The 26,104-nt window shown below is 50.5% G+C and carries 23 protein-coding genes, 1 tRNA gene and 2 pseudogenes; 22 read left to right on the top strand and 4 right to left on the bottom strand.

Translation table 11 applies throughout. The features are described 5' to 3' along the window. Positions 1-31 precede the first annotated feature (31 nt). The 7 genes from DSM465_RS0110795 to DSM465_RS0110765 all read left to right on the top strand — a co-directional run bounded on the left by DSM465_RS0110795 (position 32) and on the right by DSM465_RS0110765 (position 6,531). Positions 32-1,504 carry a tetratricopeptide repeat protein gene (locus tag DSM465_RS0110795; RefSeq protein ID WP_008880302.1) on the top strand — a complete coding sequence of 491 codons (1,473 nt, stop codon included), beginning with the start codon at positions 32-34 and terminating at the stop codon, positions 1,502-1,504. Positions 1,505-1,606: 102 nt separating this feature from the next. After that, complete coding sequence (gene trxB / locus DSM465_RS0110790) at positions 1,607-2,563, top strand: thioredoxin-disulfide reductase (RefSeq protein WP_029761343.1); 957 nt, start codon at positions 1,607-1,609, stop codon at positions 2,561-2,563. 262 nt (positions 2,564-2,825) lie between these two features. Beyond that, positions 2,826-3,302 (top strand): NUDIX hydrolase, encoded by a 477-nt coding sequence (locus DSM465_RS0110785; RefSeq protein WP_008880300.1) that lies wholly within the window; start codon positions 2,826-2,828, stop codon positions 3,300-3,302. An 18-nt stretch (positions 3,303-3,320) separates the two neighbouring features. Continuing rightward, a complete protein-coding gene (gene rapZ, locus DSM465_RS0110780) occupies positions 3,321-4,217 on the top strand; it encodes an RNase adapter RapZ (RefSeq protein WP_029761342.1) in 897 nt (298 codons plus the stop codon). Further along, positions 4,214-5,167 carry a gluconeogenesis factor YvcK family protein gene (locus DSM465_RS0110775; protein ID WP_008880298.1) on the top strand — a complete coding sequence of 318 codons (954 nt, stop codon included), beginning with the start codon at positions 4,214-4,216 and terminating at the stop codon, positions 5,165-5,167. The genes rapZ and DSM465_RS0110775 overlap by 4 nt, the downstream gene beginning before the upstream one ends. 129 nt (positions 5,168-5,296) lie before the next feature. Beyond that, a complete protein-coding gene (gene whiA, locus DSM465_RS0110770) occupies positions 5,297-6,259 on the top strand; it encodes a DNA-binding protein WhiA (protein ID WP_008880297.1) in 963 nt (320 codons plus the stop codon). Positions 6,260-6,273: 14 nt separating this feature from the next. After that, complete coding sequence (locus DSM465_RS0110765; protein ID WP_008880296.1) at positions 6,274-6,531, top strand: HPr family phosphocarrier protein; 258 nt, start codon at positions 6,274-6,276, stop codon at positions 6,529-6,531. Positions 6,532-6,627: 96 nt separating this feature from the next. On the opposite strand, the gene clpP is transcribed toward DSM465_RS0110765, so the two are convergent. After that, entirely contained in the window at positions 6,628-7,218 is a 591-nt protein-coding gene (gene clpP, locus DSM465_RS0110760; RefSeq protein WP_008880295.1) for an ATP-dependent Clp endopeptidase proteolytic subunit ClpP, read from the bottom strand. 345 nt (positions 7,219-7,563) lie between these two features. Here clpP and DSM465_RS0110750 point away from each other — a divergent pair. The 9 genes from DSM465_RS0110750 to eno all read left to right on the top strand — a co-directional run bounded on the left by DSM465_RS0110750 (position 7,564) and on the right by eno (position 16,946). Continuing rightward, a tRNA-Arg gene (locus DSM465_RS0110750) sits at positions 7,564-7,635 on the top strand. A gap of 526 nt (positions 7,636-8,161) precedes the next feature. After that, positions 8,162-9,469 carry an RNA polymerase factor sigma-54 gene (rpoN, locus tag DSM465_RS0110740; RefSeq protein WP_011888172.1) on the top strand — a complete coding sequence of 436 codons (1,308 nt, stop codon included), beginning with the start codon at positions 8,162-8,164 and terminating at the stop codon, positions 9,467-9,469. A gap of 55 nt (positions 9,470-9,524) precedes the next feature. Continuing rightward, entirely contained in the window at positions 9,525-9,770 is a 246-nt protein-coding gene (locus DSM465_RS0110735; RefSeq protein WP_008880292.1) for a glutaredoxin family protein, read from the top strand. A 123-nt stretch (positions 9,771-9,893) separates the two neighbouring features. Continuing rightward, the gene (locus tag DSM465_RS0110730; protein ID WP_008880291.1) at positions 9,894-10,913 is read left to right on the top strand and encodes a sugar-binding transcriptional regulator; all 1,020 of its coding nucleotides are present in this window, start codon (positions 9,894-9,896) and stop codon (positions 10,911-10,913) included. Between the two features lie 47 nt (positions 10,914-10,960). Continuing rightward, on the top strand, positions 10,961-11,968 hold the full coding sequence (gap, locus tag DSM465_RS0110725; protein WP_008880290.1) for a type I glyceraldehyde-3-phosphate dehydrogenase: 1,008 nt from the start codon (positions 10,961-10,963) through the stop codon (positions 11,966-11,968). Between the two features lie 121 nt (positions 11,969-12,089). Next, a complete protein-coding gene (locus DSM465_RS0110720) occupies positions 12,090-13,274 on the top strand; it encodes a phosphoglycerate kinase (protein WP_008880289.1) in 1,185 nt (394 codons plus the stop codon). 63 nt (positions 13,275-13,337) lie between these two features. Continuing rightward, positions 13,338-14,099 (top strand): triose-phosphate isomerase, encoded by a 762-nt coding sequence (tpiA, locus tag DSM465_RS0110715; RefSeq protein ID WP_008880288.1) that lies wholly within the window; start codon positions 13,338-13,340, stop codon positions 14,097-14,099. Further along, positions 14,092-15,627, top strand: a complete 1,536-nt coding sequence (gene gpmI, locus DSM465_RS0110710) for a 2,3-bisphosphoglycerate-independent phosphoglycerate mutase (protein ID WP_008880287.1) — start codon at positions 14,092-14,094, stop codon at positions 15,625-15,627. Before tpiA ends, gpmI begins: the two co-directional genes overlap by 8 nt. Before the next feature lie 26 nt (positions 15,628-15,653). Further along, the gene (gene eno, locus DSM465_RS0110705) at positions 15,654-16,946 is read left to right on the top strand and encodes a phosphopyruvate hydratase (RefSeq protein WP_008880286.1); all 1,293 of its coding nucleotides are present in this window, start codon (positions 15,654-15,656) and stop codon (positions 16,944-16,946) included. Between the two features lie 1,061 nt (positions 16,947-18,007). Here eno and DSM465_RS0110695 read toward each other — a convergent pair. Both DSM465_RS0110695 and DSM465_RS18975 read right to left on the bottom strand, forming a co-directional pair. After that, on the bottom strand, positions 18,008-18,280 hold the full coding sequence (locus DSM465_RS0110695) for a hypothetical protein (RefSeq protein ID WP_029761341.1): 273 nt from the start codon (positions 18,278-18,280) through the stop codon (positions 18,008-18,010). A gap of 153 nt (positions 18,281-18,433) precedes the next feature. Further along, a pseudogene (locus tag DSM465_RS18975) lies at positions 18,434-19,425 on the bottom strand (IS701 family transposase); the annotation flags it as partial. On the opposite strand from DSM465_RS18975, the pseudogene DSM465_RS20375 reads away from it, so the two are divergent. The 3 genes and pseudogenes from DSM465_RS20375 to DSM465_RS0110670 all read left to right on the top strand — a co-directional run. Further along, positions 19,405-19,820, top strand: a pseudogene (locus DSM465_RS20375) (transposase); the annotation flags it as partial. The pseudogenes DSM465_RS18975 and DSM465_RS20375 overlap by 21 nt on opposite strands. Before the next feature lie 183 nt (positions 19,821-20,003). Next, complete coding sequence (locus DSM465_RS0110675; protein WP_152524570.1) at positions 20,004-20,183, top strand: RHS domain-containing protein; 180 nt, start codon at positions 20,004-20,006, stop codon at positions 20,181-20,183. Between the two features lie 240 nt (positions 20,184-20,423). Then, on the top strand, positions 20,424-21,923 hold the full coding sequence (locus DSM465_RS0110670) for a carboxylesterase/lipase family protein (RefSeq protein ID WP_029761338.1): 1,500 nt from the start codon (positions 20,424-20,426) through the stop codon (positions 21,921-21,923). A gap of 211 nt (positions 21,924-22,134) precedes the next feature. On the opposite strand, the gene DSM465_RS0110665 is transcribed toward DSM465_RS0110670, so the two are convergent. Continuing rightward, positions 22,135-22,350, bottom strand: a complete 216-nt coding sequence (locus DSM465_RS0110665) for a hypothetical protein (protein WP_008880284.1) — start codon at positions 22,348-22,350, stop codon at positions 22,135-22,137. 373 nt (positions 22,351-22,723) lie between these two features. Between DSM465_RS0110665 and secG the strand changes: the two genes are divergently transcribed. The 3 genes from secG (at position 22,724) to rnr (ending at position 26,066) form a co-directional block, all read left to right on the top strand. Continuing rightward, positions 22,724-22,960, top strand: a complete 237-nt coding sequence (secG, locus tag DSM465_RS0110660) for a preprotein translocase subunit SecG (RefSeq protein WP_008880283.1) — start codon at positions 22,724-22,726, stop codon at positions 22,958-22,960. A 74-nt stretch (positions 22,961-23,034) separates the two neighbouring features. Further along, positions 23,035-23,775 carry a carboxylesterase gene (estA, locus tag DSM465_RS0110655; RefSeq protein WP_008880282.1) on the top strand — a complete coding sequence of 247 codons (741 nt, stop codon included), beginning with the start codon at positions 23,035-23,037 and terminating at the stop codon, positions 23,773-23,775. A 23-nt stretch (positions 23,776-23,798) separates the two neighbouring features. Then, positions 23,799-26,066 (top strand): ribonuclease R, encoded by a 2,268-nt coding sequence (rnr, locus tag DSM465_RS0110650; RefSeq protein WP_008880281.1) that lies wholly within the window; start codon positions 23,799-23,801, stop codon positions 26,064-26,066. Positions 26,067-26,104 lie beyond the last annotated feature (38 nt).

Below are 26,104 nucleotides of genomic sequence, written 5' to 3'. Positions count from 1 at the left end.
TCGACGAATTTTACGGACGACGGAGGACAGAATGGGGAAACAACTGAAGCGACCACCACGAAAAGCAACGATTGTGCCATTTATCCAAAGCGCGGACTATTTTTTTAAAAAAGGGATGAGAGCGTACGAGCGGGGCGATTTATATAAAGCAAGGAAATATTTTGAGCGCGCTGTCCGGCTTGATGAGCGCGATGCATCGTTCGCCTTGCAGCTTGCCCTTGTATTGTCCGAGCTTGGCGAATACCAAGTGTCCAATCAATGGTTACTCAAAATTATTCACGATTTAGACGAAACGATGTACGATTGTCTATATTTTTTGGCGAACAATTACGCTTGTCTTGGCTTGTTTCGTGAAGCGACGCAATATGCGGAACAGTATTTGACATGCGAATCAGACGGGGAGTTCGCTGATGATGCCGCCGATTTGTTGGAGCTGCTTAAACTCGACCGCCACGATGTAAGCGAAGAGCAAGAGCAGCTGATCACCATGCAGGAGCGGGCCCGGCATTTGCTTGAGCAAGAGCGGTTTGCGGAAGCGATTGAGGCGTTAGAAGCGATCGTTTCCCGGTATCCGGAATTTTGGTCGGCGCACAACAATTTGGCGCTTGCTTATTTTTACAACGGTGACGTGGAAAGGGCGAAACAAAAGCTGCTTGAGGTGTTGAAGCGTGATCCCGGTAATTTGCATGCACTTTGCAATGCGCTCGTTTTCGCCTATTATTTGCATGATCAAGAAGAGGTGGCTGCTCTTTGCGAGACGCTCGCTTCGGTCTACCCGTTTTTCCGCGAACACCAATATAAGCTTGGCGCCACCTTTGCCCTTGTCGGGCGGTTCGACTCGGCGTTTCGCTGGTTGTACCGCCTCTATAAGAACGGTTTTGACGGCGACGGGCCGTTTTACTACTGGCTTGCTTATTCCGCGTATCATATTGGACACGAATCGCTAGCCCGACAAGTGTGGGAAACGCTCACTACCCTTCACCCGGAAAAGCGCGGCGAGGAGCCTTGGGCTGTTCCGGCGCTGTTCGATGAAACACTCCTCCGCATTGTTCACTTGTTTGAGGGAGAAGAGCTCGCTGACCGGCTGTGCGGGTTGTATTTGTTCAGCCGTTCGCCGCAAGCGGAAGAGACCGCATTGTCGCTGGCTGTCTGCCGTCTTTTGCCGGCCGACCCGCGCCTGCGCCCGTTTATTGATTCTTTTTTGTTCGGATTGGATGATGGGCGGTCCGCTTGGGCAGCGAATATCGGCCGCATGGTCGATGTGCTTTTGGCAAATAATGAGGAAAAGGAGGCGCTCTGCCGCTTCGCCTTCACAATGGCTGCCCACCCGTCAGCCCAGGGCGAACCGTTTGTGAACGGAGCTGCATGGGCGGCAGCGATCGAATATGTTTGGCGCCAGCAACAAGGGGAACGTGTGACGCAAAAAACGATGGCGGCGAAATACGGCGTTTCTACGACGACTGTAAAAAAGTATGTACAAAAAGCGCGCCAGTTGGATTCATGAGCCACCATGGGGACGGCGAATGTGTGAGCAAATCAATAGACGTCATGCTGTGACTTTTATACGATGAAGATGGAGTGATTTTTGAGCGAAGGAGTGGACGTTGTGGCAGACGAAAAAATTTATGACGTCATTATTGCTGGAGCCGGGCCGGCAGGGCTAACGGCGGCTGTGTATACATCACGTGCCAATTTGTCAACGCTGATGATCGAACGCGGCGTCCCGGGCGGGCAAATGGTCAATACGGAAGAAGTCGAGAACTATCCTGGATTTGAGACGATTTTAGGACCGGAATTGGCCACAAAAATGTTTGAACATGCGAAAAAATTTGGTGCGGAATACGCCTACGGTGATGTGAAAGAAATCATTGACGGTGAGGCGTACAAAACAGTCGTTGTCGGCGACAAAGAATATAAAGCGCGCGCGGTCATTATCGCCACCGGGGCCGAATATAAAAAGCTCGGCGTGCCAGGTGAAGCAGAGCTTGGCGGCCGCGGCGTCTCGTACTGTGCCGTTTGTGATGGGGCATTCTTTAAAGGAAAAGACTTGGTTGTCGTCGGCGGCGGCGACTCAGCGGTTGAAGAAGGGGTGTATTTAACCCGCTTTGCCAATAAAGTGACGATTGTCCACCGCCGCGACCAACTGCGGGCGCAAAAAATTTTGCAAGACCGGGCGTTTGCGAATGAAAAAGTGGATTTTATTTGGAATCATACAGTGAAACAAATCAATGAAAAAGATGGAAAAGTTGGCAGCGTGACGCTTGTTCATACGCAGACTGGGGAAGAGCGTGAATTCCCGTGTGATGGTGTCTTTATTTACATCGGGATGGTGCCGCTCTCCAAGCCATTTGCGAACCTCGGCATCACGAACGAAAATGGCTATATTGTGACGAACGAGAAAATGGAAACAAAAGTACCTGGCATTTTCGCTGCCGGTGATGTGCGGGAAAAAATGCTCCGGCAAATCGTCACGGCAACCGGCGATGGCAGCATTGCCGCGCAAAGAGCCCAACATTACGTCGAGGAACTGAAAGAAAAATTGAATGCGCAAGGGGCCAACTGAGCCGGTAACGAAACCGCAACGAAACCGTAATGGTTATTTAATCCAGATGTAACACGAATGCAACACATATGTCGTATGCTATAAGTAAGTAATTGACCCCCTTTTATATAGATCTTTATGGATCGGCGTGGACGTTTGTCCGCGCCTCTTTTTTTGGGGCTGTTTGCCGGCTATTTTCGTTTCCAACGGTTTGTCGATGGGATTGGCTTAACTATTTATGTATTTATGGTAAAATGGAAATGATGATGGATGTGTTTGTTCCATGTTTGGGGTGAATGAATTGCAACGGGTAACGAATTGCGTATTATATAAAGACGGCCGAGTGCTGCTTTTGCAAAAGCCGAAGCGGGGCTGGTGGGTCGCCCCGGGCGGCAAAATGGAGCCTGGTGAGACGGTGCGCGAAGCATGCATTCGCGAATACCGGGAAGAGACGGGGATTTATTTAAAAAACCCGCGGCTCAAAGGCGTGTTTACCGTCATGATCAAAGACGGTGAGCAAACGGTGTCCGAATGGATGATGTTTACCTTTTTCGCTGAGGACTTCGTTGGTGAAAATGTAGCGTCTTCGGAAGAAGGCACGCTTGCTTGGCACGATGTTGAGACGCTTTCGGAACTGCCAATGGCTCCAGGTGACTACCATATTTTAGACTACGCCTTAAAAGGCGAAGGGGTCATGTACGGCGCCTTTGTGTATACGGAGGAGTTTGAGCTGCTTTCGTATCGCCTTGATCCGAGTTGACGGAGAGGAGAGAAGGAAATGGGGCAAAACGGGACGGTGCAACCGACCCAGCTCGTGATTATTACCGGCATGTCCGGAGCGGGGAAAACGGTGGCGATTCAAAGTTTTGAAGACCTTGGCTTTTTTTGTGTCGACAATTTGCCGCCAACGTTGTTGCCGAAGTTTTTGGAGCTTGTGAAAGAGTCCGGGAATAAAATGAATAAAGTCGCGCTCGTCATGGACTTGCGCAGCCGCGACTTTTTTGACCATTTGTTCGTTGCGTTGGATGAATTGGCCGAACAGGAGTGGATTGTGCCGCAAATTTTGTTTTTAGACGCCCAAGACTCAACCCTTGTCGCGCGCTACAAGGAAACGCGGCGGACGCACCCGCTTGCGCCGAACGAGCCGCCGCTTGAAGGGATCCGCCTGGAGCGGCAGCTGCTTGAGGAAATTAAAGGGCGGGCGCAAATCATTTACGATACAACCGGGCTCAAGCCGCGCGAGCTGCGCGAAAAAATTGTCCGTCAGTTTTCCGTGCACGCCCAGTCGGGGTTTATGGTCAACGTCATGTCGTTCGGATTTAAATACGGCATCCCGATTGACGCCGATTTAGTGTTTGATGTCCGCTTTTTGCCGAATCCATATTATATTGAGCATATGCGCCCGAAAACCGGGCTCGATGACGAAGTGTCATCGTATGTGCTAAAATGGGGAGAAACACAAAAATTTTTAGAAAAGTTGCTTGACTTATTGGCGTTTATGTTGCCTTATTACCAGCGCGAGGGGAAAAGCCAGTTGGTCATTGCCATCGGTTGCACGGGAGGGCAACACCGCTCGGTGGCGTTGGCGGAATATATCGCTCGCCATTTTTCTGCCGATTATAAAACGGTTGTCTCGCACCGGGACATGGAGAGGAGAAAGGAAGCGCATCGATGAGAGATGAACAAACAGCAAAAGTTGTTGTCATCGGCGGTGGCACCGGGCTTCCTGTCTTGTTGCGGGGGCTGAAGCAATATGATCTTGACTTAACTGCCATTGTCACCGTCGCCGATGACGGGGGAAGCTCCGGGCGGCTGCGCGATGAGTTGCGCGTCCCCCCGCCTGGGGATGTTCGCAACGTGTTGGCAGCGCTGTCTGACGTCGAACCGCTCATTGTCGAGTTGTTTCAACATCGCTTTCAAAATGGCAATGGCTTATCCGGCCATTCGCTCGGCAATTTAATTTTAGCGGCGCTCACATCGATCACCGGTGATTTTATGACGGCGATTCGCGAAATGAGCAAAGTGCTGAACGTGCACGGTCAAGTGCTGCCAGCGGCGAACAAAAGTGTCGTGCTTCATGCTGAAATGGAAGATGGTTCGATTGTTTCCGGCGAGTCCAAAATTCCGAATACGGGAAAAAAGATTCAGAGGGTGTTTTTAACTCCGGAAGATATTGAACCGCTGCCGGAAACGATTGACGCCATCCGCTGCGCCGATTTGATCGTCATCGCACCGGGAAGTCTATATACGAGCATTTTGCCAAATTTGCTCGTGCCAAAAATCGGGCAGGAAGTATGCAAGGCGAAAGCGAAAAAAGTATATATATGCAACATTATGACCCAGGCTGGCGAGACGCCTCACTATACGGTGAGTGATCATGTGAAGGCGCTTCACAGCCACCTTGGCTGCCCGTTTTTAGATGCAGTGATCGTCAACAACGGGGCGATTCCGGAAGCGATCCGCCGCCGCTACGAGGAGGAGCGGGCCGAGCCGGTGCGTGACGATAGCAGCGGACTTGGCGTCCAAGTGATTCATGACAACATCGTTACGTATGATGATGGGGTCATTCGTCATAATACAACGAAAGTCGCCTCCCTTCTTCTTGGGCTGCTTCCCCGCCGCTAGGCAGACGCCGGGCGGCTCGGGGCAAGATATTGTGATGAAGCACCGGAGTGAGGAGGCGACAGATGGCCGCGCCGAGGTTCAGACACCTCCAACCGGCCGATGCGGGGAACGAATGGAGGTGAAGCGATCGTGTCTTTTGCGTCAGAAACGAAAAAAGAACTCACCAATCTAGAAGTGAAGCACTGTTGTCTGCGGGCGGAACTGTCGGCGCTGTTGCGTATGAACGGTTCGCTGTCGTTTTCCGGCGGGCGGATGACGGTCGATGTTCAGACAGAAAACGCGGCGATTGCCCGGCGTATTTATATGTTGCTCCGAAAAGGATATGATGTCGCCGTTGAGCTGTTTGTCCGCAAAAAGATGCGTTTAAAGAAAAATAACGTTTATATCGTCCGCATTACTGACGGTGCGGCCTCATTGCTTCGGGAGCTTTATATTTGGAACGGTGATTTTTCGTTCGTTCACGATATTTCTCCGGAGCTCATCAAGAAAAAGTGCTGTAAGCGTTCGTATTTGCGAGGCGCATTTTTGGCGGGCGGTTCGGTCAACAACCCGGAGACATCCTCGTACCATTTAGAGATTTTTTCTTTGTATGAGGAACATAATCGGTCGTTATGTGAATTAATGAACAGTCACTTTTTTTTAAATGCCAAAACGTTGGAACGGAAAAAGGGGTTTATTACGTATTTAAAAGAGGCGGAAAAAATCGCGGAGTTTTTAAACATTATCGGCGCCCACCAAGCGCTGCTTCGCTTTGAAGATATTCGCATCGTCCGCGATATGCGCAACTCGGTCAATCGGCTCGTCAACTGTGAAACGGCCAATTTGAACAAAACGATCGGCGCCGCGCTCCGCCAAGTGGAAAACATCCGCTACATCGATGAAACGATCGGCCTTGATTCACTGCCGGCGAAACTGCGGGAAATTGCCAAACTCCGCATCGAGCATCAAGATGTCACCTTAAAGGAACTTGGTGAGATGGTCGCGGGTGGAAAAATCAGCAAATCCGGCATCAACCACCGCCTGCGCAAAATTGACGAAATTGCTGAACGGCTGAGAGCCGGAAAGCCGGTCGATTTCCATAAATCGCTGTAAGGGGGAGATGGAGAATGGTCGAAAAACAAGTTGAAGTGAAACTAAAAACCGGACTGCAAGCGCGCCCGGCGGCGTTGTTCGTCCAAGAGGCGAACCGTTTTTCGGCGGACGTCTTTTTAGAGAAAGACGGCAAGCGGGTGAACGCGAAAAGCATTATGGGCTTGATGAGCCTAGCGATCGGCCATGGGGCTGTCATCACGTTGATCGCCGACGGTCCGGATGCACAGGAAGCGGTCGAAAAGCTTGCCGCCTATGTACAAAAAGAAAAATGAGCGGCGCGCTTGTACGGGTGATGTGGAAAGTTTCACCGGAGGAAGGCAAACAAGAAAAAAGGCTGCTCCGTTCGTAACGGAAGCAGCCTTTTGTGTTTACTTATCTTCCAAGCGTGTCAGCACGCGGTCAATAATGCCGTATTCTTGCGCTTTTTGCGCCGTCATAAAGTTGTCGCGATCCGTATCGCGCTCGATTACTTCGATCGGCTGACCAGTATTTTCCGCCAAAATGCGGTTTAATTTGTCACGCAAGAACAAGATGCGTTTCGCTGCGATTTCGATTTCTGTCGCTTGCCCTTGGGCACCGCCGAGCGGTTGGTGAATCATCACTTCGCTGTTCGGAAGCGCAAACCGTTTTCCTTTCGCTCCCGCTGCTAACAAAAACGCTCCCATCGACGCGGCCATGCCGATGCAAATCGTCGACACGTCCGGTTTAATGAATTGCATCGTGTCGTAAATCGCTAAGCCCGCTGTGATCGAGCCGCCCGGGCTGTTAATGTAGAGAGAAATGTCTTTTTCCGGATCTTCAGCGGCCAAGAACAACAGCTGTGACACGATCGAGTTCGCCACTTGATCATCGATTGGGCTGCCGAGGAAAATAATCCGGTCTTTCAACAACCGTGAATAAATGTCATACGCCCGCTCCCCGCGGTTGGTCTGTTCAATGACAGTCGGGATTAAATACATGCAAAACGCCTCCTTTTCCACTATAAGGGTCCCTATGTACGCCTTAATCATACATGAATGGTCAATGAAGGTCAAACAAAACGCCTTCTCCCATTCACCTATATATATTCGCGAACAACAGCGAACATCCCTCTTTTCATCATAACCGCTTTTTCAGTTTTTAAACCAAGGTTTCCCTCGCTTCCTTTGTTGGCGATCGCGATAAAAGATAGGAACGCCAACAGCAGGGAATAGCCATCCAATTTTTCCTCTTTTTTTATTGTATTTTTCCTCTTGCATTTTTTTTTGATCCTGCTATAATAGAACATGCGACGGAACGAAGCAGAAAAAACAACAACATAACATGCCCTCGTAGTGTAGTGGATAGCACGAGAGATTCCGGTTCTCTTAGCGTGGGTTCGAATCCTGCCGAGGGCGTCTCAACAAAACGGTTGCGTCAGCAACCGTTTTTCATTTGCCAAGCTGTTGCCGTGATGCCGCGGAATGGTTGTGGAGCGGTAAACGAAGTGTCTTTTTCGGTTTTGCACGTTTGAATGATATTGTAACAAAAGATCTGCCCCCAAATCCCTGTGTCATACATTTTTCATAGACGGGATTATCTGAGAAGCTCCCACTTCAATCAAACCATAAGGTGGATTAAGTGGTGGGGGCACAGAAAAGATGTTGTCTTCGGCCCGAGCATGAACGTGGCATCCAACGTACGTACATGTTCATAGAAAAGACCCATGAGCGTTTCACCTAGGCATGAGACCTAAGGAGAGCGCGTTTTGCTCTCTGCTCAAGTATGAAAGGTGGCCTTTTAGGCATATCCGTGTTCAACGAAAAGAGGAATGAAAGCATCCGAGTCCTCGGGTGCTTTTGTTTTGCCTGCGGGCGGCCGTCAAAAATTTCTCCTACCCCCCATCGTCACTGTTGTGTACAATAAAAGAAAGGGGGCGTGACGATGAGGGCGGAGTTATGGCAAGAGCAGCGGCTGCAGTTGTCGCTGACGAAGGAGCTTGTGCAGGCGATTGAACTGCTGCAATATTCGGCACTTGATTTGGAAGCGTTTTTATACGAACAGTCGCTTGAAAACCCATTTTTAGAAATTCGCCGCGGTCGGATGCGGCGGAGAACAAGCCGAACGGACAAAGATCGGAAGCAATGGCTCGAAAATATCAGCGGTCGGACGGAGACGCTTGCTGGCCACTTGCTTGCCCAACTTCCGGGATTGATGCTGCCGGCGAAGGAAGAGCGCATGGTTCGTCATCTGATCGCTGCGCTGGATGAAGATGGCTATTTGCGCGTACCGCTTGCCGAGTTGGCAGCGCGATTCTCCGTATCGGAGCAAGAGGTCGAACGTGCGCTGCGTTTTGTGCAATCGCTTGACCCACCGGGAGTCGGTGCGCGTGATTTGGCCGAGTGTCTCCTTCTGCAGCTTGAGCGCCGGCCGGAGCGCGATGAGTTGGCGGAGACGATCGTTCGCCATCATTTTGTCGCCTTTGCCGAAAAAGCGTGGAAGACGCTTGCGAAACAACTCGGCGTCAGCCTCGGTGAGCTGCAGCGTGTCTTCGAGCTCATCCGCACGCTTGAGCCGCGGCCCGGTATCCATTATGCGAACGAAACGCCGCATTTTATCGTGCCCGATTTGATCGTCACCCGCCAAGCGGACGGCGGTTGGATTGTTACCTATAACGATGACATCCATCCGGAGCTCGGGTGGAATAAGGAATACGAGCGGCATATTGTTGCCGTTGGCGATCGGCACGCTGAGCGATTTATGAAAGAAAAGTATCGGCAGTTTACATGGCTCGCCAAAAGTTTAGAACAACGGAAGCAGACGCTAGTTCACCTCATGGGCATCATTATTGACCGCCAGCGCTCTTGTTTTGAAAGCGGCCTGTCGGCGCTGAAGCCGATGACGATGCGCGAAGTGGCCGAAGAACTCGGCGTCCATGAATCAACTGTGAGCCGTGCGGTCCGGCATAAATATGTGCAAACGCCGTTTGGCATGATCGAGCTGCGTCGCTTTTTTTCCAGTGCTGCCACGGCTGGAGCGGGGGAGACGGCTTCCTCTGTTCAAGTGAAAGCGATCATTCAAACGCTCATTTCCGCCGAAGACCGGCGGGCGCCGCTTTCCGACCAACAGCTTGCCGATTTGCTTCGCGATCAGCATGGCATTGCCATCTCACGACGCACGGTCGCCAAATATCGCGAACAGCTGCGCATTCCGTCATCAGCCAAACGAAAACAATATACGAGCCTGCCGTAAAGGCAATGAACAGAAAACAAGTGGCAAACGCTATAAGAAAGAAAGGAAGAAACGCATGCACATCCGTCTGTATACAAAAACGAACTGTCCGCTTTGTGAAAAGGCCAAAGCCGTTTTAACCGAGCTGCAAGCGGACTATTCATTCACGATCGAAGAGATCGATATTTATCAAGATGACGCGTTGCTTGAGAAATACCAGTTAATGATCCCAGTCATCGAACTCGACGGTGAAGAAATCGGATACGGGATGATTGAAAAAGAAATGGTGAGAAAGCGGTTGCGGCAGGCGCAAAAAGGTTGAACACCTTTATTCCTCCTGCTATAATGAAGATGAAGCGGGAGGAATTTTTTATGGACTAGTGGGACATAATATGTCATACCGGGACGTATAATGTCCCTATGATTGGTTAGGGAGAAAGGTCTGATGCAATCGTTATTAGAGGCACAAAAAAAATTATTGCCTGACTTGCTTGAGGTTATGCAAAAACGGTATCAAATTTTGCACTCTATTTCGCTCATGGCACCGATCGGGAGACGGGCGCTAGCCGCCAGCCTTGGCATGAGCGAGCGAGTGCTTCGATCGGAAACCGAATTTTTAAAAGGGCAAAACTTGCTTTCTACCGATGTGTCAGGCATGCGGTTAACGGAAGAAGGCCAGGCGTTGCTTCACACGCTTAATGACTTGATGAGGGAAGCGCTTGGGCTCAAGGAATTGGAAACAGCGCTGAAACAGCGGTTGAACGTTGCGCGCGTTGTTGTGGTCGCTGGGGATAGTGACCGTTCTCCTTGGGTAAAAAAAGAATTGGGAAGAGCGTGTGTCGCCTGCATGAAAGAACAGCTCCGGCCCGGCGATATTGTCGCTGTGGCTGGCGGAACGACCATGGCAGCGGTGGCTGAAATGATGACGCCGGATCCGAAGCTTGCTGATGTGTTGTTCGTCCCGGCGCGCGGAGGGCTTGGTGAAGATGTTGAAAACCAAGCGAATACGATTTGCGCCAAAATGGCGGAAAAAGCGACCGGCCGTTACCGGCTGTTGCATGTACCTGACCAGCTGAGCGGTGAGGCGTATGCATCGCTCATTGAAGAACCGGCAGTGAAAGAAGTACTTGAGCTGATTCAATCGTGCCGTATGGTCGTCCATGGCATCGGCGAAGCAGTGACGATGGCGAAACGGCGGAAGACGCCGCCTGTGGAGATGGAAAAAATCATCGCCCGCCATGCGGTCGCCGAGGCGTTTGGTTATTATTTCAATGAACACGGTGATGTCGTCCACAAAGTAAAAACCGTCGGCATTCAGCTCGAAAACCTCCCGCATGTTGAACATGTCATCGCCGTCGCTGGAGGCGCCTCGAAGGCGAAGGCCATTCAGGCGTACATAAAGCGGGCACCGCATTCCCTCTTGGTGACGGACGAAGGCGCCGCCAAAGCGTTAGTAGGGGATTAACGTCCCTTGCCGATACAAATCATCCATAATGTAAGGAGGAAAATACGATGGCAGTAAAAATTGGGATTAACGGATTTGGCCGTATCGGGCGTAACGTGTTCCGTGCGGCATTGAAAAACCCGGACATTGAAGTAGTGGCAGTCAACGATTTAACAGATGCGAACACGCTGGCTCATTTGTTGAAATATGACTCGGTTCATGGTCCGCTTGATGCCGAAGTGTCGGTGAACGGCAATAACTTAGTCGTCAACGGCAAAGAAATTATCGTAAAAGCAGAACGCGATCCAGCACAACTCGCATGGGGCGATATTGGCGTTGAGATCGTTGTCGAATCGACGGGCCGCTTCACGAAACGTGAAGATGCAGCCAAACATTTAGAAGCAGGCGCGAAAAAAGTCATCATTTCCGCTCCGGCGAAAAACGAAGATATTACGATCGTGATGGGTGTCAACCAAGACAAATACGATCCGCAAAACCATCATGTCATCTCGAACGCTTCGTGCACGACAAACTGCTTGGCGCCGTTTGCGAAAGTGCTGCATGAAAAATTCGGTATCGTTCGTGGTATGATGACGACCGTTCACTCGTATACGAACGACCAACAAATTTTGGACTTGCCGCATAAAGACTTGCGCCGGGCTCGCGCTGCTGCGGAATCGATCATTCCGACGACGACTGGTGCAGCAAAAGCTGTTGCCCTTGTTTTACCGGAATTGAAAGGAAAATTAAACGGAATGGCAATGCGCGTGCCGACGCCGAACGTATCGGTTGTTGACTTGGTTGCTGAACTTGAAAAAGAAGTAACGGTTGAAGAAGTGAACGCTGCGTTGAAAGCTGCTGCGGAAGGCGAGTTAAAAGGTATTTTGGCCTATAGCGAAGAGCCGCTCGTTTCGCGCGATTACAACGGCAACCCGGCGTCGTCCACGATCGATGCGCTTTCGACGATGGTCATCGAAGGCAAAATGGTCAAAGTGGTTTCTTGGTATGACAACGAAACGGGTTATTCGAACCGTGTTGTTGATTTGGCCGCCTACATTGCGTCAAAAGGACTGTAAGACTAGCTTGGCATTGAGTTTTCCATTGATTCAAGTCTATAATAGGGAAATGGAGGGGAGCGGGGAAATGATCCCCACTCCTTTTCCTTTGCCAAAACTGTGACCAAAGGGGGCCAGAACGATGAACAAGAAGACGATCCGCGACGTTGAGGTGAGGGGAAAGCGCGTCTTTTGCCGTGTCGATTTTAACGTGCCGATGGAAGATGGCGCCATCACCGATGATACACGCATTCGTGCGGCACTGCCGACGATCCAGTATTTGATCGAACACGGAGCGAAAGTCATTTTGGCCAGCCACCTCGGCCGTCCGAAAGGAAAAGTCGTCGAAGAACTGCGCTTAGATGCCGTCGCCAAGCGTCTCGGTGAATTGCTTGAGCGGCCGGTCGTGAAAACGAACGAAGCAATCGGCGATGAAGTAAAAGCGGCAGTCGCCAACTTAAATGAAGGCGACGTCCTCTTGCTTGAGAACGTCCGTTTTTATCCTGGTGAAGAGAAAAACGATCCCGAACTCGCTCGGGCGTTTGCCGAACTGGCTGATCTGTACGTGAACGATGCATTCGGAGCGGCGCACCGTGCCCATGCGTCAACCGAAGGGATCGCTCATTACTTACCAGCCGTTGCTGGGTTTTTGATGGAAAAAGAAATCGAAGTGCTTGGCAAGGCGCTTTCGAACCCTGATCGCCCGTTTACGGCGATTATCGGCGGCGCAAAAGTGAAAGATAAAATCGGAGTCATCGAAAACTTGCTCGATAAAGTCGACAACTTGATTATCGGCGGCGGGCTGGCGTATACGTTCGTAAAAGCGCTCGGCCATGACGTCGGCAAGTCGTTGCTTGAGGAAGATAAAATCGAGCTGGCGAAATCGTTTATGGAAAAAGCGAAAGAAAAAGGCGTCCGTTTTTACATGCCGGTTGATGTGGTTGTGGCAGACCGGTTTGCCAATGATGCCAATACAAAAGTGGTGCCGATTGACGCCATTCCAAGCGATTGGGAGGCGCTTGACATCGGTCCGCAAACGCGTGAATTGTACCGCGATGTCATTCGCCAATCCAAACTTGTCGTCTGGAACGGCCCGATGGGCGTCTTTGAAATGGAGACGTTCTCTCATGGGACGAGAGCAGTCGCCGAAGCGCTCGCTGAAGCTGCGGATACATACTCGGTCATCGGCGGCGGAGACTCGGCTGCGGCGGTTGAAAAATTTGACTTGGCGGACAAAATGGACCACATTTCTACGGGTGGCGGCGCTTCCCTTGAGTTTATGGAAGGCAAGCAGCTGCCAGGGGTCGTAGCGTTAAACGACAAATGATTTAGCGCGTCCGATGGGACGCCCCTGGCGGCAGTCGCCGCCTAGCGAAAGGAAAGGTGAACGATGAGAAAACCGATCATTGCAGGCAACTGGAAAATGCATAAAACATTGACGGAAGCTGTTCAGTTTGTCGAGGAAGTCAAAGGGCTTGTACCTCCGAAAGCGGAAGTTGATTCCGTCATTTGTGCACCATTTTTGTTTTTAGATCGGTTGGTGCAAAATACAAACGGCACCGATTTACAAATCGGGGCGCAAACGATGCATTTTGCCGACCAAGGAGCATATACCGGTGAAGTGAGCCCGGTGATGCTCAAAGACCTTGGTGTGACGTATGTCATTCTCGGCCATTCCGAGCGTCGACAAATGTTTGCCGAAACGGATGAAACGGTCAATAAGAAAGTGTTGGCCGCCTTCACCCGTGGTCTCGTGCCGATCATTTGTTGCGGCGAGACGCTCGAAGAACGGGAAGCAGGGCAGACGAATGCGGTTGTCGCTTCACAAGTGGAAAAAGCGCTCGCTGGATTGACGCCAGATCAAGTGAAGCAAGCGGTTATCGCTTACGAGCCGATTTGGGCGATCGGCACTGGCAAATCGTCGACCGCTGAAGATGCCAACAACGTCTGCGGCCATATCCGTTCTGTCGTCGCACGTCTGTTTGGCGCGGAAGCGGCGGAGGCCATCCGCATCCAATACGGTGGCAGCGTCAAACCGGAAAATATCAGCGACTTTTTAGCACAAGAACACATCGATGGAGCGTTAGTTGGTGGCGCGAGCCTTGAACCGGCTTCGTTCTTGAAGCTTGTGGAGGCGGGGCGCCATGAGTAAACGTCCGGTTGCTCTCATCATTTTAGACGGATTTGCGCTGCGCGAGGAAACGTATGGCAATGCGGTTGCCCAAGCGAACAAGCCGAATTTTGACCGTTATTGGAACGAGTATCCGCATGCGACATTGAAAGCGTGCGGCGAGGCGGTCGGGTTGCCGGAAGGGCAAATGGGCAACTCGGAAGTCGGACACTTGAACATCGGCGCCGGCCGCATTGTGTACCAAAGCTTGACGCGAGTGAATATCGCTATTCGCGAAGGCGAATTTGACCGGAACGAAACGTTTTTAGCGGCGATGAACCATGTGAAACAACATGGGACAAGCTTGCATTTGTTCGGCTTGCTTTCCGACGGCGGAGTCCATAGCCACATCCATCACTTGTACGCTCTTTTGCGCCTAGCGGCGAAAGAAGGCGTAAAACGCGTGTACATCCATGGCTTTTTGGACGGCCGTGACGTTGGCCCGCAGACAGCGCCGCAATACATTAAAGAACTACAGGAAAAAATCAAGGAATACGGCGTCGGCGAAATCGCCACCTTATCAGGACGCTACTACTCGATGGACCGCGATAAACGGTGGGAGCGTGTTGAAAAGGCATATCGGGCGATGGTGTACGGCGAAGGCCCGACCTACCGCGATCCGCTCGAGTGTATCGAAGACTCATACAAAAACGGCATTTACGATGAGTTCGTGCTTCCATCGGTCATCGTCCGCGAAGACGGTTCACCGGTGGCGACGATTCAAGACAATGACGCGATTATTTTCTATAACTTCCGTCCAGACCGGGCGATCCAAATTTCGAACACATTTACGAATGAAGATTTCCGCGAGTTTGATCGCGGCCCGAAACATCCGAAAAACTTGTTTTTCGTCTGCTTGACGCATTTCAGCGAAACGGTGAAAGGCTATGTCGCGTTCAAGCCGACGAACCTCGACAACACGATCGGCGAAGTGTTGTCGCAGCACGGCTTGCGCCAATTGCGCATCGCGGAAACCGAAAAATATCCGCATGTGACGTTTTTCATGAGCGGCGGCCGTGAGGAGAAATTTCCAGGCGAAGACCGGATTTTGATCAACTCGCCGAAAGTGGCGACGTATGACTTAAAACCGGAAATGAGCGCCTATGAAGTGACGGAGGCGTTGTTAAAAGAGATTGCAGCGGACAAGTACGACGCGATCATTTTGAACTACGCCAATCCGGATATGGTCGGCCACTCCGGCATGCTCGAACCGACGATTAAGGCGGTCGAAGCGGTCGATGAGTGCCTTGGCAAAGTCGTCGATGCCATTTTAGAAAAAGGTGGAATTGCCATCATCACTGCCGACCACGGTAATGCTGATGAAGTGCTGACGCCAGAGGGCAAGCCGCAAACGGCTCATACGACGAATCCGGTGCCGGTCATTGTCACCAAACACGGCATCGAGTTGCGCAAAGACGGCATTTTAGGCGATTTGGCGCCGACGATGCTTGATTTGCTCGGCTTGCCGCAACCGAAAGAAATGACCGGAAAAACGTTAATCGTTAAATAACAAACACGGAAAAGGAGAGTGTCGATATGTCTGCGATTATTGATGTGTATGCGCGTGAAGTGCTCGATTCGCGCGGCAATCCAACCGTAGAAGTGGAAGTATACACGGAAGAAGGCGGCTTCGGCCGTGCGTTAGTGCCAAGCGGCGCTTCGACGGGCGAATATGAAGCGGTTGAATTGCGTGACGGCGACAAAAACCGCTACCTCGGCAAAGGGGTGCTCAAAGCGGTTGAGAACGTCAACGAAGTGATTGCTCCGGAAATCATCGGCTTAGAAGTGACTGATCAAGTGGCGATCGACCGCGCGTTGATTGAACTTGACGGCACGGAAAACAAAGGAAAGCTTGGGGCGAATGCTATTTTAGGCGTGTCGCTCGCGGTCGCTCGCGCTGCGGCTGATGAGCTTGGCTTGCCGTTGTACCAATACTTGGGCGGCTTTAACGCTAAAACGCTGCCTGTACCGATGATGAACATTTTAAACGGCGGCGCGCATGCGGACAACAACGTTGACATTCAAGAATTCATGATCATGCCGGTCGGTGCGGAAAGCTTCCGTGAAGCGCTGCGCATGGGTGCAGAAATTTTCCATAGCTTAAAAGCTGTGTTAAAAGCGAAAGGCTACAACACGGCTGTCGGTGACGAAGGCGGATTTGCTCCGAACTTAAAATCGAACGAAGAAGCGCTGCAAACGATCATTGAAGCGATCGAAAAAGCCGGCTACAAACCAGGCGAACAAGTGATGCTCGCTATGGACGTTGCTTCGTCGGAGCTGTACAACAAAGAAGATGGCAAATATCATTTGGAAGGCGAAGGCGTCGTCAAAACATCAGAAGAAATGGTTGCTTGGTATGAAGAGCTTGTGTCGAAATATCCGATCATCTCGATCGAAGACGGACTTGACGAAAATGACTGGGAAGGCCATAAACTGCTTACTGAGCGCCTTGGCCACAAAGTGCAGCTCGTCGGTGACGACTTGTTTGTAACGAACACGAAAAAACTGGCCGAAGGCATTGAAAAAGGCGTCGGCAACTCGATTTTAATTAAAGTGAACCAAATCGGTACACTGACGGAAACGTTCGATGCCATTGAGATGGCCAAACGCGCCGGCTACACGGCGGTTGTGTCGCACCGTTCCGGTGAAACGGAAGACAGCACGATTGCCGATATCGCTGTCGCAACAAACGCTGGCCAAATCAAAACGGGAGCACCGTCGCGTACGGACCGCGTCGCAAAATACAACCAGCTGCTCCGCATTGAAGACGAACTTGGCCACACGGCTATTTACCAAGGCATTCGTTCGTTTTACAATTTGAAAAAATAACCGATAACAGAATCATTACAGGCACCTTTCGGCTGTTTGCCAAGAAAGGTGCCTTTTTTTGCGGCGGGCGAGGATAGCAAAGGGTCGCATCAAAAGCGCGTTATGAAGACTCCACATAGACCATCCCCTTGAGTATCGGAGGGATGTTCAAGGATGGAGTCGCCCTTGACCAACACCCGACAAAGGTGGGAAAGAATCGTCAAGGGCGGTGGAGACAAAAAGAAGGCAATCGTTTTCCCATATTACACCCATTACATACACAGTGATTGAATATTGGGTCTTGGGGATTTCAAACAAATCGGCGAATCATTTGGGCAACAAGCTTGTCACTTCTTTGTTCTGGTAAAGTTCTTTTTCATCTTCCGTACAACAATCAATACACTTAACTATTTTGAGAAGATCAATTTTGATTTGATTATATTTTTTAATTTTCTTGCAAATATTTCCCATGATTTCACTCTCATACTTAAACAATCACATCTTTGTCTCTAGAAGGCCGGTGAAAAACGAGGATACTTGAGAAATCGACGAAGCTGAATGAGAAACAAAAGCACGTTTTATCAAGGTTTCTGAATTTGAGAAAATATAGGTTTTACCTCGTTGCTAAGTAAATCACCGGGCTCCTAGAGATAAGTTGAAATTCCTTTTGAAGCTTCTTACTTCTTGTTTGTAGAAGAGCTTAAAAAACCAATGGGGACTGATAAAATAATGGAAGGTGAAATCGCACCCGAAGCCTGGTATGAGGGATGCTTAGTTTCCTATGGTTCTGGTAATGGGAAATATTGTTACCAAAATTACTTTGGAGCCAAGTGTAGAAGTGGAACACCAATTAACGCATTAGACCGATGCTGCCAAGCTTACGATCGTTGTTGGGCTAATTTTGGGAAAGGAGACGATGGTTGCGATTACGAATGATATCTCTGTGCATACGCTACTTATGATCCGGGCTGGTGGATGGTTGCCGAGTTTGGATTATTGTGCTCGCAAGGAAAATTAGGTAGCATTTTCTAAATGTTTTTATGAAAAGAGAAGGTCTATTCCAACCTTCTCTTTTCGTGCTCTTATCCTCCCATAACACGGGCTAAATAATAATAAAAACTCCAAAGACCTAAAGAACTAAGGCTACTTAACAAGACAGCAAGCGATAAAAATAGGTTGGCATTGGATTCCTTTCTATAACGAACTAGAAACATAATGGACAGGATGATACCAGCAACGAAAAAGGGTAGCCATACCAGCCATAAAGAACCGAAGGGGAACCCGGTATCTATGAGGTAACCCACTATAAAAACAAGATTGATAAATAAAATTACAGGAAGAATTATTTTCTTCATTTACACTTTCACCTTTTACTGGAAAATGGATTGAACAAAATCTTTTATATAATTTTAACAAAAATAGAAAGGTTTTAAATAGTTTTTTTATCTGTAGATGAGTATTTTTCATTATAATAATTTCCATGTCATAAGAGGTAAACAGGGTACTCCTTAGGCGACATGGAGCTGTTTTTTGATCGCATCAATGGGAATATCTTGCTTCGCAGCGTTATCAATGAACTCGACGATGCTGTGGCCTTTCCGCGATCGAAGCAACTCCAGCCCAGCGGAAAGGGTTTGTCGGGATTCGGCAATGCTGTACACGCAGGCTAAAGCACCACTGCCCCATACCGTTTCACCGCCCGAACATGGCGAACGCGGTATCCATCTAGCTTCAGTTGCTCTTTCGCCTGCCGGAAAGCGCATTCGCTCGTTCAACGCTGGGCATCGTAACGCGAGATGTCTTCGTCGCTAAGCTCCCGATCGGTGCTCAAGAAGACACGGAGATGGTCCGGAGTCATCGGCTGATCCGCCTTCTAAGCCAGCAGCACCACCGCGTCATCGAGGCCATGGATCGACCCCTCATAGCGATACACGCGGTAACGCTCCTGACCCACCGTGACGAGGCGGGGGCTTGAGGCTTGATATAGCGGGCCAACGACTTGGCTTGGATGGCGATGCCTTTCGGATCAAGAATCCGGTTCGTCTTGAGCATGGCGATGACATGGAATCCCTGTTTCAGGCAGGTTTCGATGAGTTCCTTGGACGGATACCATGAATCCATAAGTACATACATCGGACGAGCCCGTTTCCCTTTGAGCAAGGAAAGCATCTCGATTGCCAGGTCCATTTTGCTGGTTTCCACTTTTTTGTCATACAAGTGGAACGCGAACGGAAACGCTTGCGTGAAGGTGTGCACCATCAGCCAAACGAGCGAATGCCCCCCAGACCATTTGATGATCTTTATGGGAGTCATGACAATCACATCCTTGAATGACGTGCGTTGCCCGTGACGAAGGCTTCGTTTTTTGGCAAATCGTATCATCCATCGAAAGGAAAAGGGGCTGATTGGTCCGTTTGGCCAGGCGTTCGATCTGGGGAAGAACCCGCTCTTGAAGCTTCTCAAACAGCCTTTCCTCGTTCCAAGGGCTTTTCGTGAAAATGAGTTTGCTTTTCGAAAAGGGCATGACTACGGAGTGGCGATCATGGATGCCGAAACGGGAGAAGTGTATGCCAGTGAAGCAGGAAAGAACAGGAAGCCATTGGACGTGCATGGACTCATGTGTGTCGTGAGCGATTGGGTCCCAAGCGATGAAAAAAGCGATTCAAGGGGGGTGCCCAGAGACGACACATGTGGTGGATTATTTTCATGTCATTCAGCTGTTTACCGATGTGTTAGAACGTTGTCGCAAATATGTGGACAAAGGGGGGCAAGAAACACGGAAATGTTCGTTACGTTTGCCGGTTATTGAGCCAATGCCTAGAGAAGTTGACGGAGGAAGAACGTCAAATCATAGGAGAATGGTGTAACGAAAGCGATGTGATTATTATGTGTTATAGTTGGAAGATATGGAATGGCTCGTCCATTTCTTTAACTAATGAGTATCCATGATGCTAGGATTGGCATCATGGATCTGTTTTTAGGGAATGATACGTATTTCTTAGTTTATCGGCTGAAACAGACGCCAACAACATCATCACAGCGGAATATACATGGGACGCATTGGGCCACCCGGTCACGATGACGAAAGGCGGAGCCACTTACTACTATCATTTGAACGGTCATGGAGCTGTCGTGGCATTGACGGACGCAAGCGGAAATGTCGTTGTCCAATACGAGTATGACGCATGGGGCAACATTGTGAACCGGCGCGCTGGCGTTGGCGGCAGTCCGGGAAATCCGTATACATTGGGGGCTTGAGTTTGATACCATGCATGGAGTGACTTAAACAAAATGTCTTTGGCGTGATCGCGCCTCGAATCATCTCCTTCATGGTGTTCACTGCTTCGGCTGCGGCTATCTTTACTTTTGTACATGGGCGAGGCATCTCTCTTTTCGAAGCGGCATGAACACCTCTCATGCGGGCGCAAAACGATAGACGTGGGTGAGGTGGTGGTTTATACTATTTTTGAATCATTTGAATATTCAGGAGTGATAAGGATGGAACAAACCGTTGTTGAAACAAAGTACGGTCGGTTGCGCGGGGGAACAAATGAAGGGGTTTTCTATTGGAAAGGGATTCCGTACGCGAAAGCGCCGGTCGGTGAACGCCGTTTTTTGCCGCCGGAACCGCCCGATGCATGGGACGGAGTGCGTGAGGCGACATCGTTTGGACCGGTCGTCATGCAGCCGTCCGATTCGATGTTCAGCCAGCTGCTCGGACGGATGAATGAACCAATGAGCGAGGATGGGTTGTATCTGAACATTTGGTCACCGGCGGCGGATGGGAAGAAGCGCCCGGTATTGTTTTGGATTCATGGCGGCGCTTTTTTATTCGGCTCCGGTTCATTTCCATGGTATGATGGAACGGCGTTTGCCAAACACGGCGATGTCGTTGTCGTGACGATCAACTATCGGATGAGCGTGTTTGGCTTTTTGTATTTGGGAGATGCGTTTGGCGAAACGTATGCCCAGGCGGGAAATCTTGGCATATTGGATCAAGTGGCGGCGCTGCGCTGGGTGAAAGAGAACATTGAGGCGTTCGGCGGTGATCCGGACAACATTACGATTTTTGGCGAATCAGCCGGAGCGGCAAGCGTTGGCGTGCTGTTGTCGCTTCCGGAAGCAAGCGGGCTGTTTCGACGCGCTATATTGCAAAGCGGATCGGGTTCGCTTCTTCTTCGTTCTCCGGAGACGGCGATGGCTCTGACTGAACGCATTTTAGAACGTGCCGGCATCCGTCCGGGTGACCGCGATCGGCTGCTGTCGATTCCAGCAGCAGAGCTATTGCAGGCGGCGATGTCGCTCGGCCCAGGAATCACGTACGGTCCGGTGGTTGACGGACATGTGTTGCGACGCCATCCGATCGAAGCGCTCCACGACGGGGCAGCAAGTGATATTCCAATCCTAATTGGCGTGACGAAAGACGAATACAATTTGTTTTCATTGACTGATCCGTCATTGACAAGACTCGAAGAAAAAGAACTGCTTGACCGGATGAACCGTGAGGTCGGGCCTATTCCGGAGGAGGCGATACGCTATTACGCGGAAACAGCGGATCGGTCGGCACCCGCGTGGCAAACATGGCTGCGCATCATGACGTACCTTGTTTTTGTCGACGGAATGTTGCGAACGGCGGATGCCCAAGCAGCGCAAGGGGCGAATGTGTACATGTATCGGTTTGATTATGAAACGCCGGCGTTTGGTGGACAACTGAAAGCGTGCCATACGCTCGAGTTGCCGTTTGTGTTTCATAACCTCCATCAGCCTGGTGTCGAGAATTTCGTCGGCAACCGACCAGAGCGTGAGGCGATTGCCAGCGAAATGCATGGTGCCTGGCTTTCGTTCGCCCGCACCGGCAACCCGAACGGCGCTCATTTACCAGAGAAGTGGCCCGTATACACAAAAGAGCACAAACCGGTGTTTGTCTTTTCGGCTGCGAGCCATGTGGAAGACGATCTGTTCGGTCGCGAGCGGGAAGCGTGGCAAGGACGCCTTTGACGAAAAAATCCATAAGCAACATGTGTCCTTCGTCTGAACACGATCAAGGTACGCGCATTTTCGCGGAAAAGACCGTGGGCAAACGTTCGCCTTTACCTCTAAAAGGAATGACGCAACGTGTCTGCACTTCACAGGAAAGAGGACGAAACGGTTGGTTTTCAGAATAGGAAAAGGTGTCCCGTTTTTTGGGACACCTTCTTCTATGTATCGCTCAATCATTCGCTTCTGTGGCAGGAAGCCCGAATCGCTCGGCGAGTGCCGGATCACGATCGATCGCCTCAATCAGTTTCCGCATGACGTTCACATCAAACGTAAAATTCGAACCGATTGGCGAGGTGACGAAAATTTTCCCTTCTTTCGCCTCGCGTGCTCGTTTAAATTGATAGCCGTCAATCGCAATGACGACTCGTTCGTCTGGCCTTGCCATTAGGAATCCCTCCATCGCTGTTTTTTCTTTCATTGTACTTGATTTTGAGGATGAACACCAACGTTCATGACACGCTCTTAAGGATAACGGATGGGAGAGCGTTAGAGGGCGGTGAATTTCATCAAGAACGTGGCACAAAACGACATTTTTTCATTATAGACGTCTTGATGTTTGGAATGATCGGAAAAGGCGATTGTTAGGCGGGGATCATGATCCACTAGCGGATGAAAGTGAAGAGCAACGAAATAGTCTCTTTGTTTCACAACAAATGAATTGGTGCCATTCAGGGCGGAGACAGGTGAGGCAGTTGCTGCAAACGATAATGTATGGTATAGTAAAAATATTGCAACGTAGGTCGTTGGAGGTGTCAGGCATGCATGCCTTGCTTGTGACGTTGCTTGTCATTGTATCGATTGCGCTGATTGCGATTGTGTTGCTGCAGTCAGGCCGAAGCGCAGGGCTGTCGGGGGCGATTACCGGCGGTGCCGAGCAGCTGTTTGGCAAACAGAAAGCGCGCGGGCTTGATGCAGTGTTTCAGCGCGTGACGGTCGTGTTGGCCATTTTGTTTTTTGTGCTGACGATTCTCGTCGCATATGTTCAACCATCATAAGCGAAAAGCGGGGGGCGGTCCTTACAAAAACGGGCTGCCTTTTCTATTTCATCTAGAGAGGAAGGAGAACGATGATGAAAATTGTTCCGCCAAAACCGTTTTTCTTTGAAGCCGGGGAGCGTGCCGTTTTGCTTTTGCATGGATTTACCGGAAACTCCGCTGATGTTCGGATGCTCGGACGCTTTCTCGAATCAAAAGGCTACACGTGCCATGCGCCGATTTACAAAGGGCATGGCGTGCCGCCGGAAGAGCTCGTCCATACCGGTCCGGACGATTGGTGGCAAGATGTGATGAACGGTTATCAGTTTTTGAAAAACAAAGGATATGAAAAAATCGCGGTTGCTGGGTTGTCGCTTGGAGGCGTATTTTCCTTAAAATTAGGTTACACTGTACCTATAGAAGGAATTGTGACCATGTGCGCACCGATGTACATCAAAAGCGAAGAAACGATGTATGAAGGTGTGCTTGAGTATGCGCGCGAATATAAAAAACGGGAAGGAAAATCGGCAGAACAAATCGAACAGGAAATGGAACGGTTCAAACAAACGCCGATGAAAACATTAAAAGCGCTGCAAGCGTTGATCGCCGATGTGCGTGAGCAACTGGATTTGATTTACGCGCCGACGTTTGTCGTTCAAGCGCGCCATGACCACATGATCAACCCGGACAGCGCCAACATCATTTATAACGAAATTGAATCGCCGGTCAAGCAAATCAAATGGTACGAACAATCCGGCCATGTTATTACGCTTGATCAAGAAAAAGAGCAGCTGCATGAAGATATTTATGCGTTTCTTGAGTCGTTAGATTGGTAACGACGGAAAGGAGGAGAGGGCCGATGGATCACGCATTGGCCGAACGAATTTTAACGTTTATGCGCGACGAGGCGTACAAGCCGCTGACAGTTCAAGAGCTCGAAGAAGCGTTTGGGATCACGGAGGCGGACGAATTTAAAACGTTCGTTAAAACGCTTGTCGCCATGGAAGAGGAAGGGCTTGTCGTTCGGACACGCAGCAACCGCTACGGTGTGCCTGAACGGATGAATCTCGTGCGCGGTAAAGTGACTGGCCATGCGAAAGGATTTGCCTTCGTCACGCCGGAAGAACCGGGAATGGACGACATTTTCATCCCGCCGTCGGAGCTGAAAAATGCCATGCACGGCGACACGGTGCTCGTACGCGTCCAATCCGAGTCCGGCGGAGCGCGCCGCGAAGGGACGATCGTCCGCATTTTGGAGCGTGGGGTGAAAGAAGTCGTCGGTACATATACGGAAAGCAAATATTTCGGCTTTGTCATCCCCGATGATAAGCGGATCGTCAACGATATTTTCATCCCGAAAAACGCGGCGAACGGGGCGGTCGAAGGGCATAAAGTCGTCGTCCGGCTCACATCATACCCGGAAGGACGAATGAGCGCCGAAGGGGAAGTCGTCCAAATTCTTGGCCATAAAAACGACCCGGGCGTCGATATTTTATCGGTCATCTATAAGCACGGCTTACCGCTTCAGTTTCCGGATGATGTCATCGATCATGCCAATCGTGTTCCTGATGTGATTACGGAAAAGGATCTCGAGGGGCGCCGCGACTTGCGCGGTGAGATGATCGTCACCATCGACGGCGAAGATGCGAAAGACTTGGACGATGCGGTGACCGTGACAAAACTTGAGAACGGAAACTATAAACTGGGCGTCCATATTGCCGATGTGAGCCATTATGTCGAAGAAGGCTCGCCGATTGACCGCGAAGCGTACGAACGCGGAACGAGCGTCTATTTGGTCGATCGTGTCATTCCGATGATTCCGCACCGGTTGTCGAACGGCATTTGCTCGCTCAACCCGAAAGTCGACCGGTTGACGCTATCGTGTGAAATGGAAATCACTCCGCAAGGCGAAGTCGTCAGCCATGACATTTTCCAAAGCGTCATCCGCACGACGGAACGGATGACATATTCTGACGTCAATAAAATTTTGGTCGATAAAGATGAGGCGTTGCGTGAAAAATACGCGCCGCTTGTGCCGATGTTTGAACTCATGGCTGAGCTCGCCGACATTTTGCGAACGAAGCGGATGAAGCGCGGGGCGATCGATTTCGATTTTAAAGAAGCGAAAGTGCTCGTTGATGAAAACGGCAAGCCATATGACGTCGTTTTGCGCGAGCGATCCGTTGCCGAGCGGCTCATTGAAGAGTTTATGTTGGTGGCGAACGAAACGGTCGCCGAGCATTTCCATTGGCTCAACGTGCCGTTTATGTACCGCGTCCATGAGGATCCGAAGCCGGAGAAACTGCAGCGCTTTTTGGAATTCATTACGAACTTCGGCTATGTCGTCAAAGGGACGGGCAACCAAATCCATCCGCGCGCCTTGCAGCAAATTCTCGAAGCGGTGCGCGGCGAACCGGAAGAAATGGTCATTTCCACCGTCATGCTCCGGTCGATGAAGCAAGCCCGTTATGACGCGGAAAGCCTTGGCCATTATGGCTTGTCCACCGAGTTTTACACCCATTTTACGTCCCCGATCCGCCGCTATCCGGACTTAATCGTCCACCGGTTGATTCGGACGTATCTCATTAACGGACAGATGGATCCTGACACCCAGCAAAAATGGGCGGAAAAGCTGCCTGACATCGCCGAACATGCGTCCAACATGGAACGGCGCGCCGTCGAGGCTGAGCGTGAAACCGATGACTTAAAGAAAACAGAGTTTATGGAAGATAAAATCGGGATGGAATTTGACGGCATCATTAGTTCCGTCACGAACTTCGGTTTGTTTGTGGAGCTCCCGAATACGATCGAAGGGTTGGTGCACGTCAGCTATTTAACGGATGATTATTACCGTTACGATGAGCGCAACTATGCCATGGTCGGCGAGCGGACGGGGAAAATGTACCGCATCGGTGATGAAATTACCGTCCGCGTCATTAACGTCAACAAAGACGAACGAATCGTTGATTTTGAAATCGTCGGCATGAAAGGGCGCCGCCCGCCGAAAGCGAAAGCGGCACCGGTTGTCATTGAAGGGAAAAAGCAAAAGAAAGCAAAGGCACAAGCGAAAAAGAACAACGCTGGCCGCCATACCAAAGCGAAAAAGAAGAAAAAGAAAAAACGGTGAGGAAAAGCCGAGCAGGCGGCTTTTCCTTCTTTTTCGTT

It is taken from the genome of Geobacillus thermodenitrificans subsp. thermodenitrificans DSM 465 (assembly GCF_000496575.1).
Classification (GTDB): domain Bacteria; phylum Bacillota; class Bacilli; order Bacillales; family Anoxybacillaceae; genus Geobacillus; species Geobacillus thermodenitrificans.
The sequence above is the reverse complement of the archived record's forward strand: the minus strand, read 5'-3'. Positions and strand labels throughout refer to the sequence as shown.

Coding starts and splice junctions, on each gene's coding strand:
- DSM465_RS0110720 (WP_008880289.1), top strand. CDS start 12,090: ATGAACAAGAAGACGATCCGCGACGTTGAGGTGAGGGGAAAGCGCGTC.
- DSM465_RS0110785 (WP_008880300.1), top strand. CDS start 2,826: ATGTTTGGGGTGAATGAATTGCAACGGGTAACGAATTGCGTATTATAT.
- DSM465_RS0110735 (WP_008880292.1), top strand. CDS start 9,525: ATGCACATCCGTCTGTATACAAAAACGAACTGTCCGCTTTGTGAAAAG.
- DSM465_RS0110675 (WP_152524570.1), top strand. CDS start 20,004: ATGACGAAAGGCGGAGCCACTTACTACTATCATTTGAACGGTCATGGA.
- DSM465_RS0110775 (WP_008880298.1), top strand. CDS start 4,214: ATGAGAGATGAACAAACAGCAAAAGTTGTTGTCATCGGCGGTGGCACC.
- gpmI (WP_008880287.1), top strand. CDS start 14,092: ATGAGTAAACGTCCGGTTGCTCTCATCATTTTAGACGGATTTGCGCTG.
- clpP (WP_008880295.1), bottom strand. CDS start 7,218: ATGTATTTAATCCCGACTGTCATTGAACAGACCAACCGCGGGGAGCGG.
- DSM465_RS0110795 (WP_008880302.1), top strand. CDS start 32: ATGGGGAAACAACTGAAGCGACCACCACGAAAAGCAACGATTGTGCCA.
- DSM465_RS0110730 (WP_008880291.1), top strand. CDS start 9,894: ATGCAATCGTTATTAGAGGCACAAAAAAAATTATTGCCTGACTTGCTT.
- tpiA (WP_008880288.1), top strand. CDS start 13,338: ATGAGAAAACCGATCATTGCAGGCAACTGGAAAATGCATAAAACATTG.
- rapZ (WP_029761342.1), top strand. CDS start 3,321: ATGGGGCAAAACGGGACGGTGCAACCGACCCAGCTCGTGATTATTACC.
- estA (WP_008880282.1), top strand. CDS start 23,035: ATGAAAATTGTTCCGCCAAAACCGTTTTTCTTTGAAGCCGGGGAGCGT.
- eno (WP_008880286.1), top strand. CDS start 15,654: ATGTCTGCGATTATTGATGTGTATGCGCGTGAAGTGCTCGATTCGCGC.
- DSM465_RS0110765 (WP_008880296.1), top strand. CDS start 6,274: ATGGTCGAAAAACAAGTTGAAGTGAAACTAAAAACCGGACTGCAAGCG.
- DSM465_RS0110695 (WP_029761341.1), bottom strand. CDS start 18,280: ATGAAGAAAATAATTCTTCCTGTAATTTTATTTATCAATCTTGTTTTT.
- gap (WP_008880290.1), top strand. CDS start 10,961: ATGGCAGTAAAAATTGGGATTAACGGATTTGGCCGTATCGGGCGTAAC.
- DSM465_RS0110670 (WP_029761338.1), top strand. CDS start 20,424: ATGGAACAAACCGTTGTTGAAACAAAGTACGGTCGGTTGCGCGGGGGA.
- rpoN (WP_011888172.1), top strand. CDS start 8,162: ATGAGGGCGGAGTTATGGCAAGAGCAGCGGCTGCAGTTGTCGCTGACG.
- DSM465_RS0110665 (WP_008880284.1), bottom strand. CDS start 22,350: ATGGCAAGGCCAGACGAACGAGTCGTCATTGCGATTGACGGCTATCAA.
- rnr (WP_008880281.1), top strand. CDS start 23,799: ATGGATCACGCATTGGCCGAACGAATTTTAACGTTTATGCGCGACGAG.
- secG (WP_008880283.1), top strand. CDS start 22,724: ATGCATGCCTTGCTTGTGACGTTGCTTGTCATTGTATCGATTGCGCTG.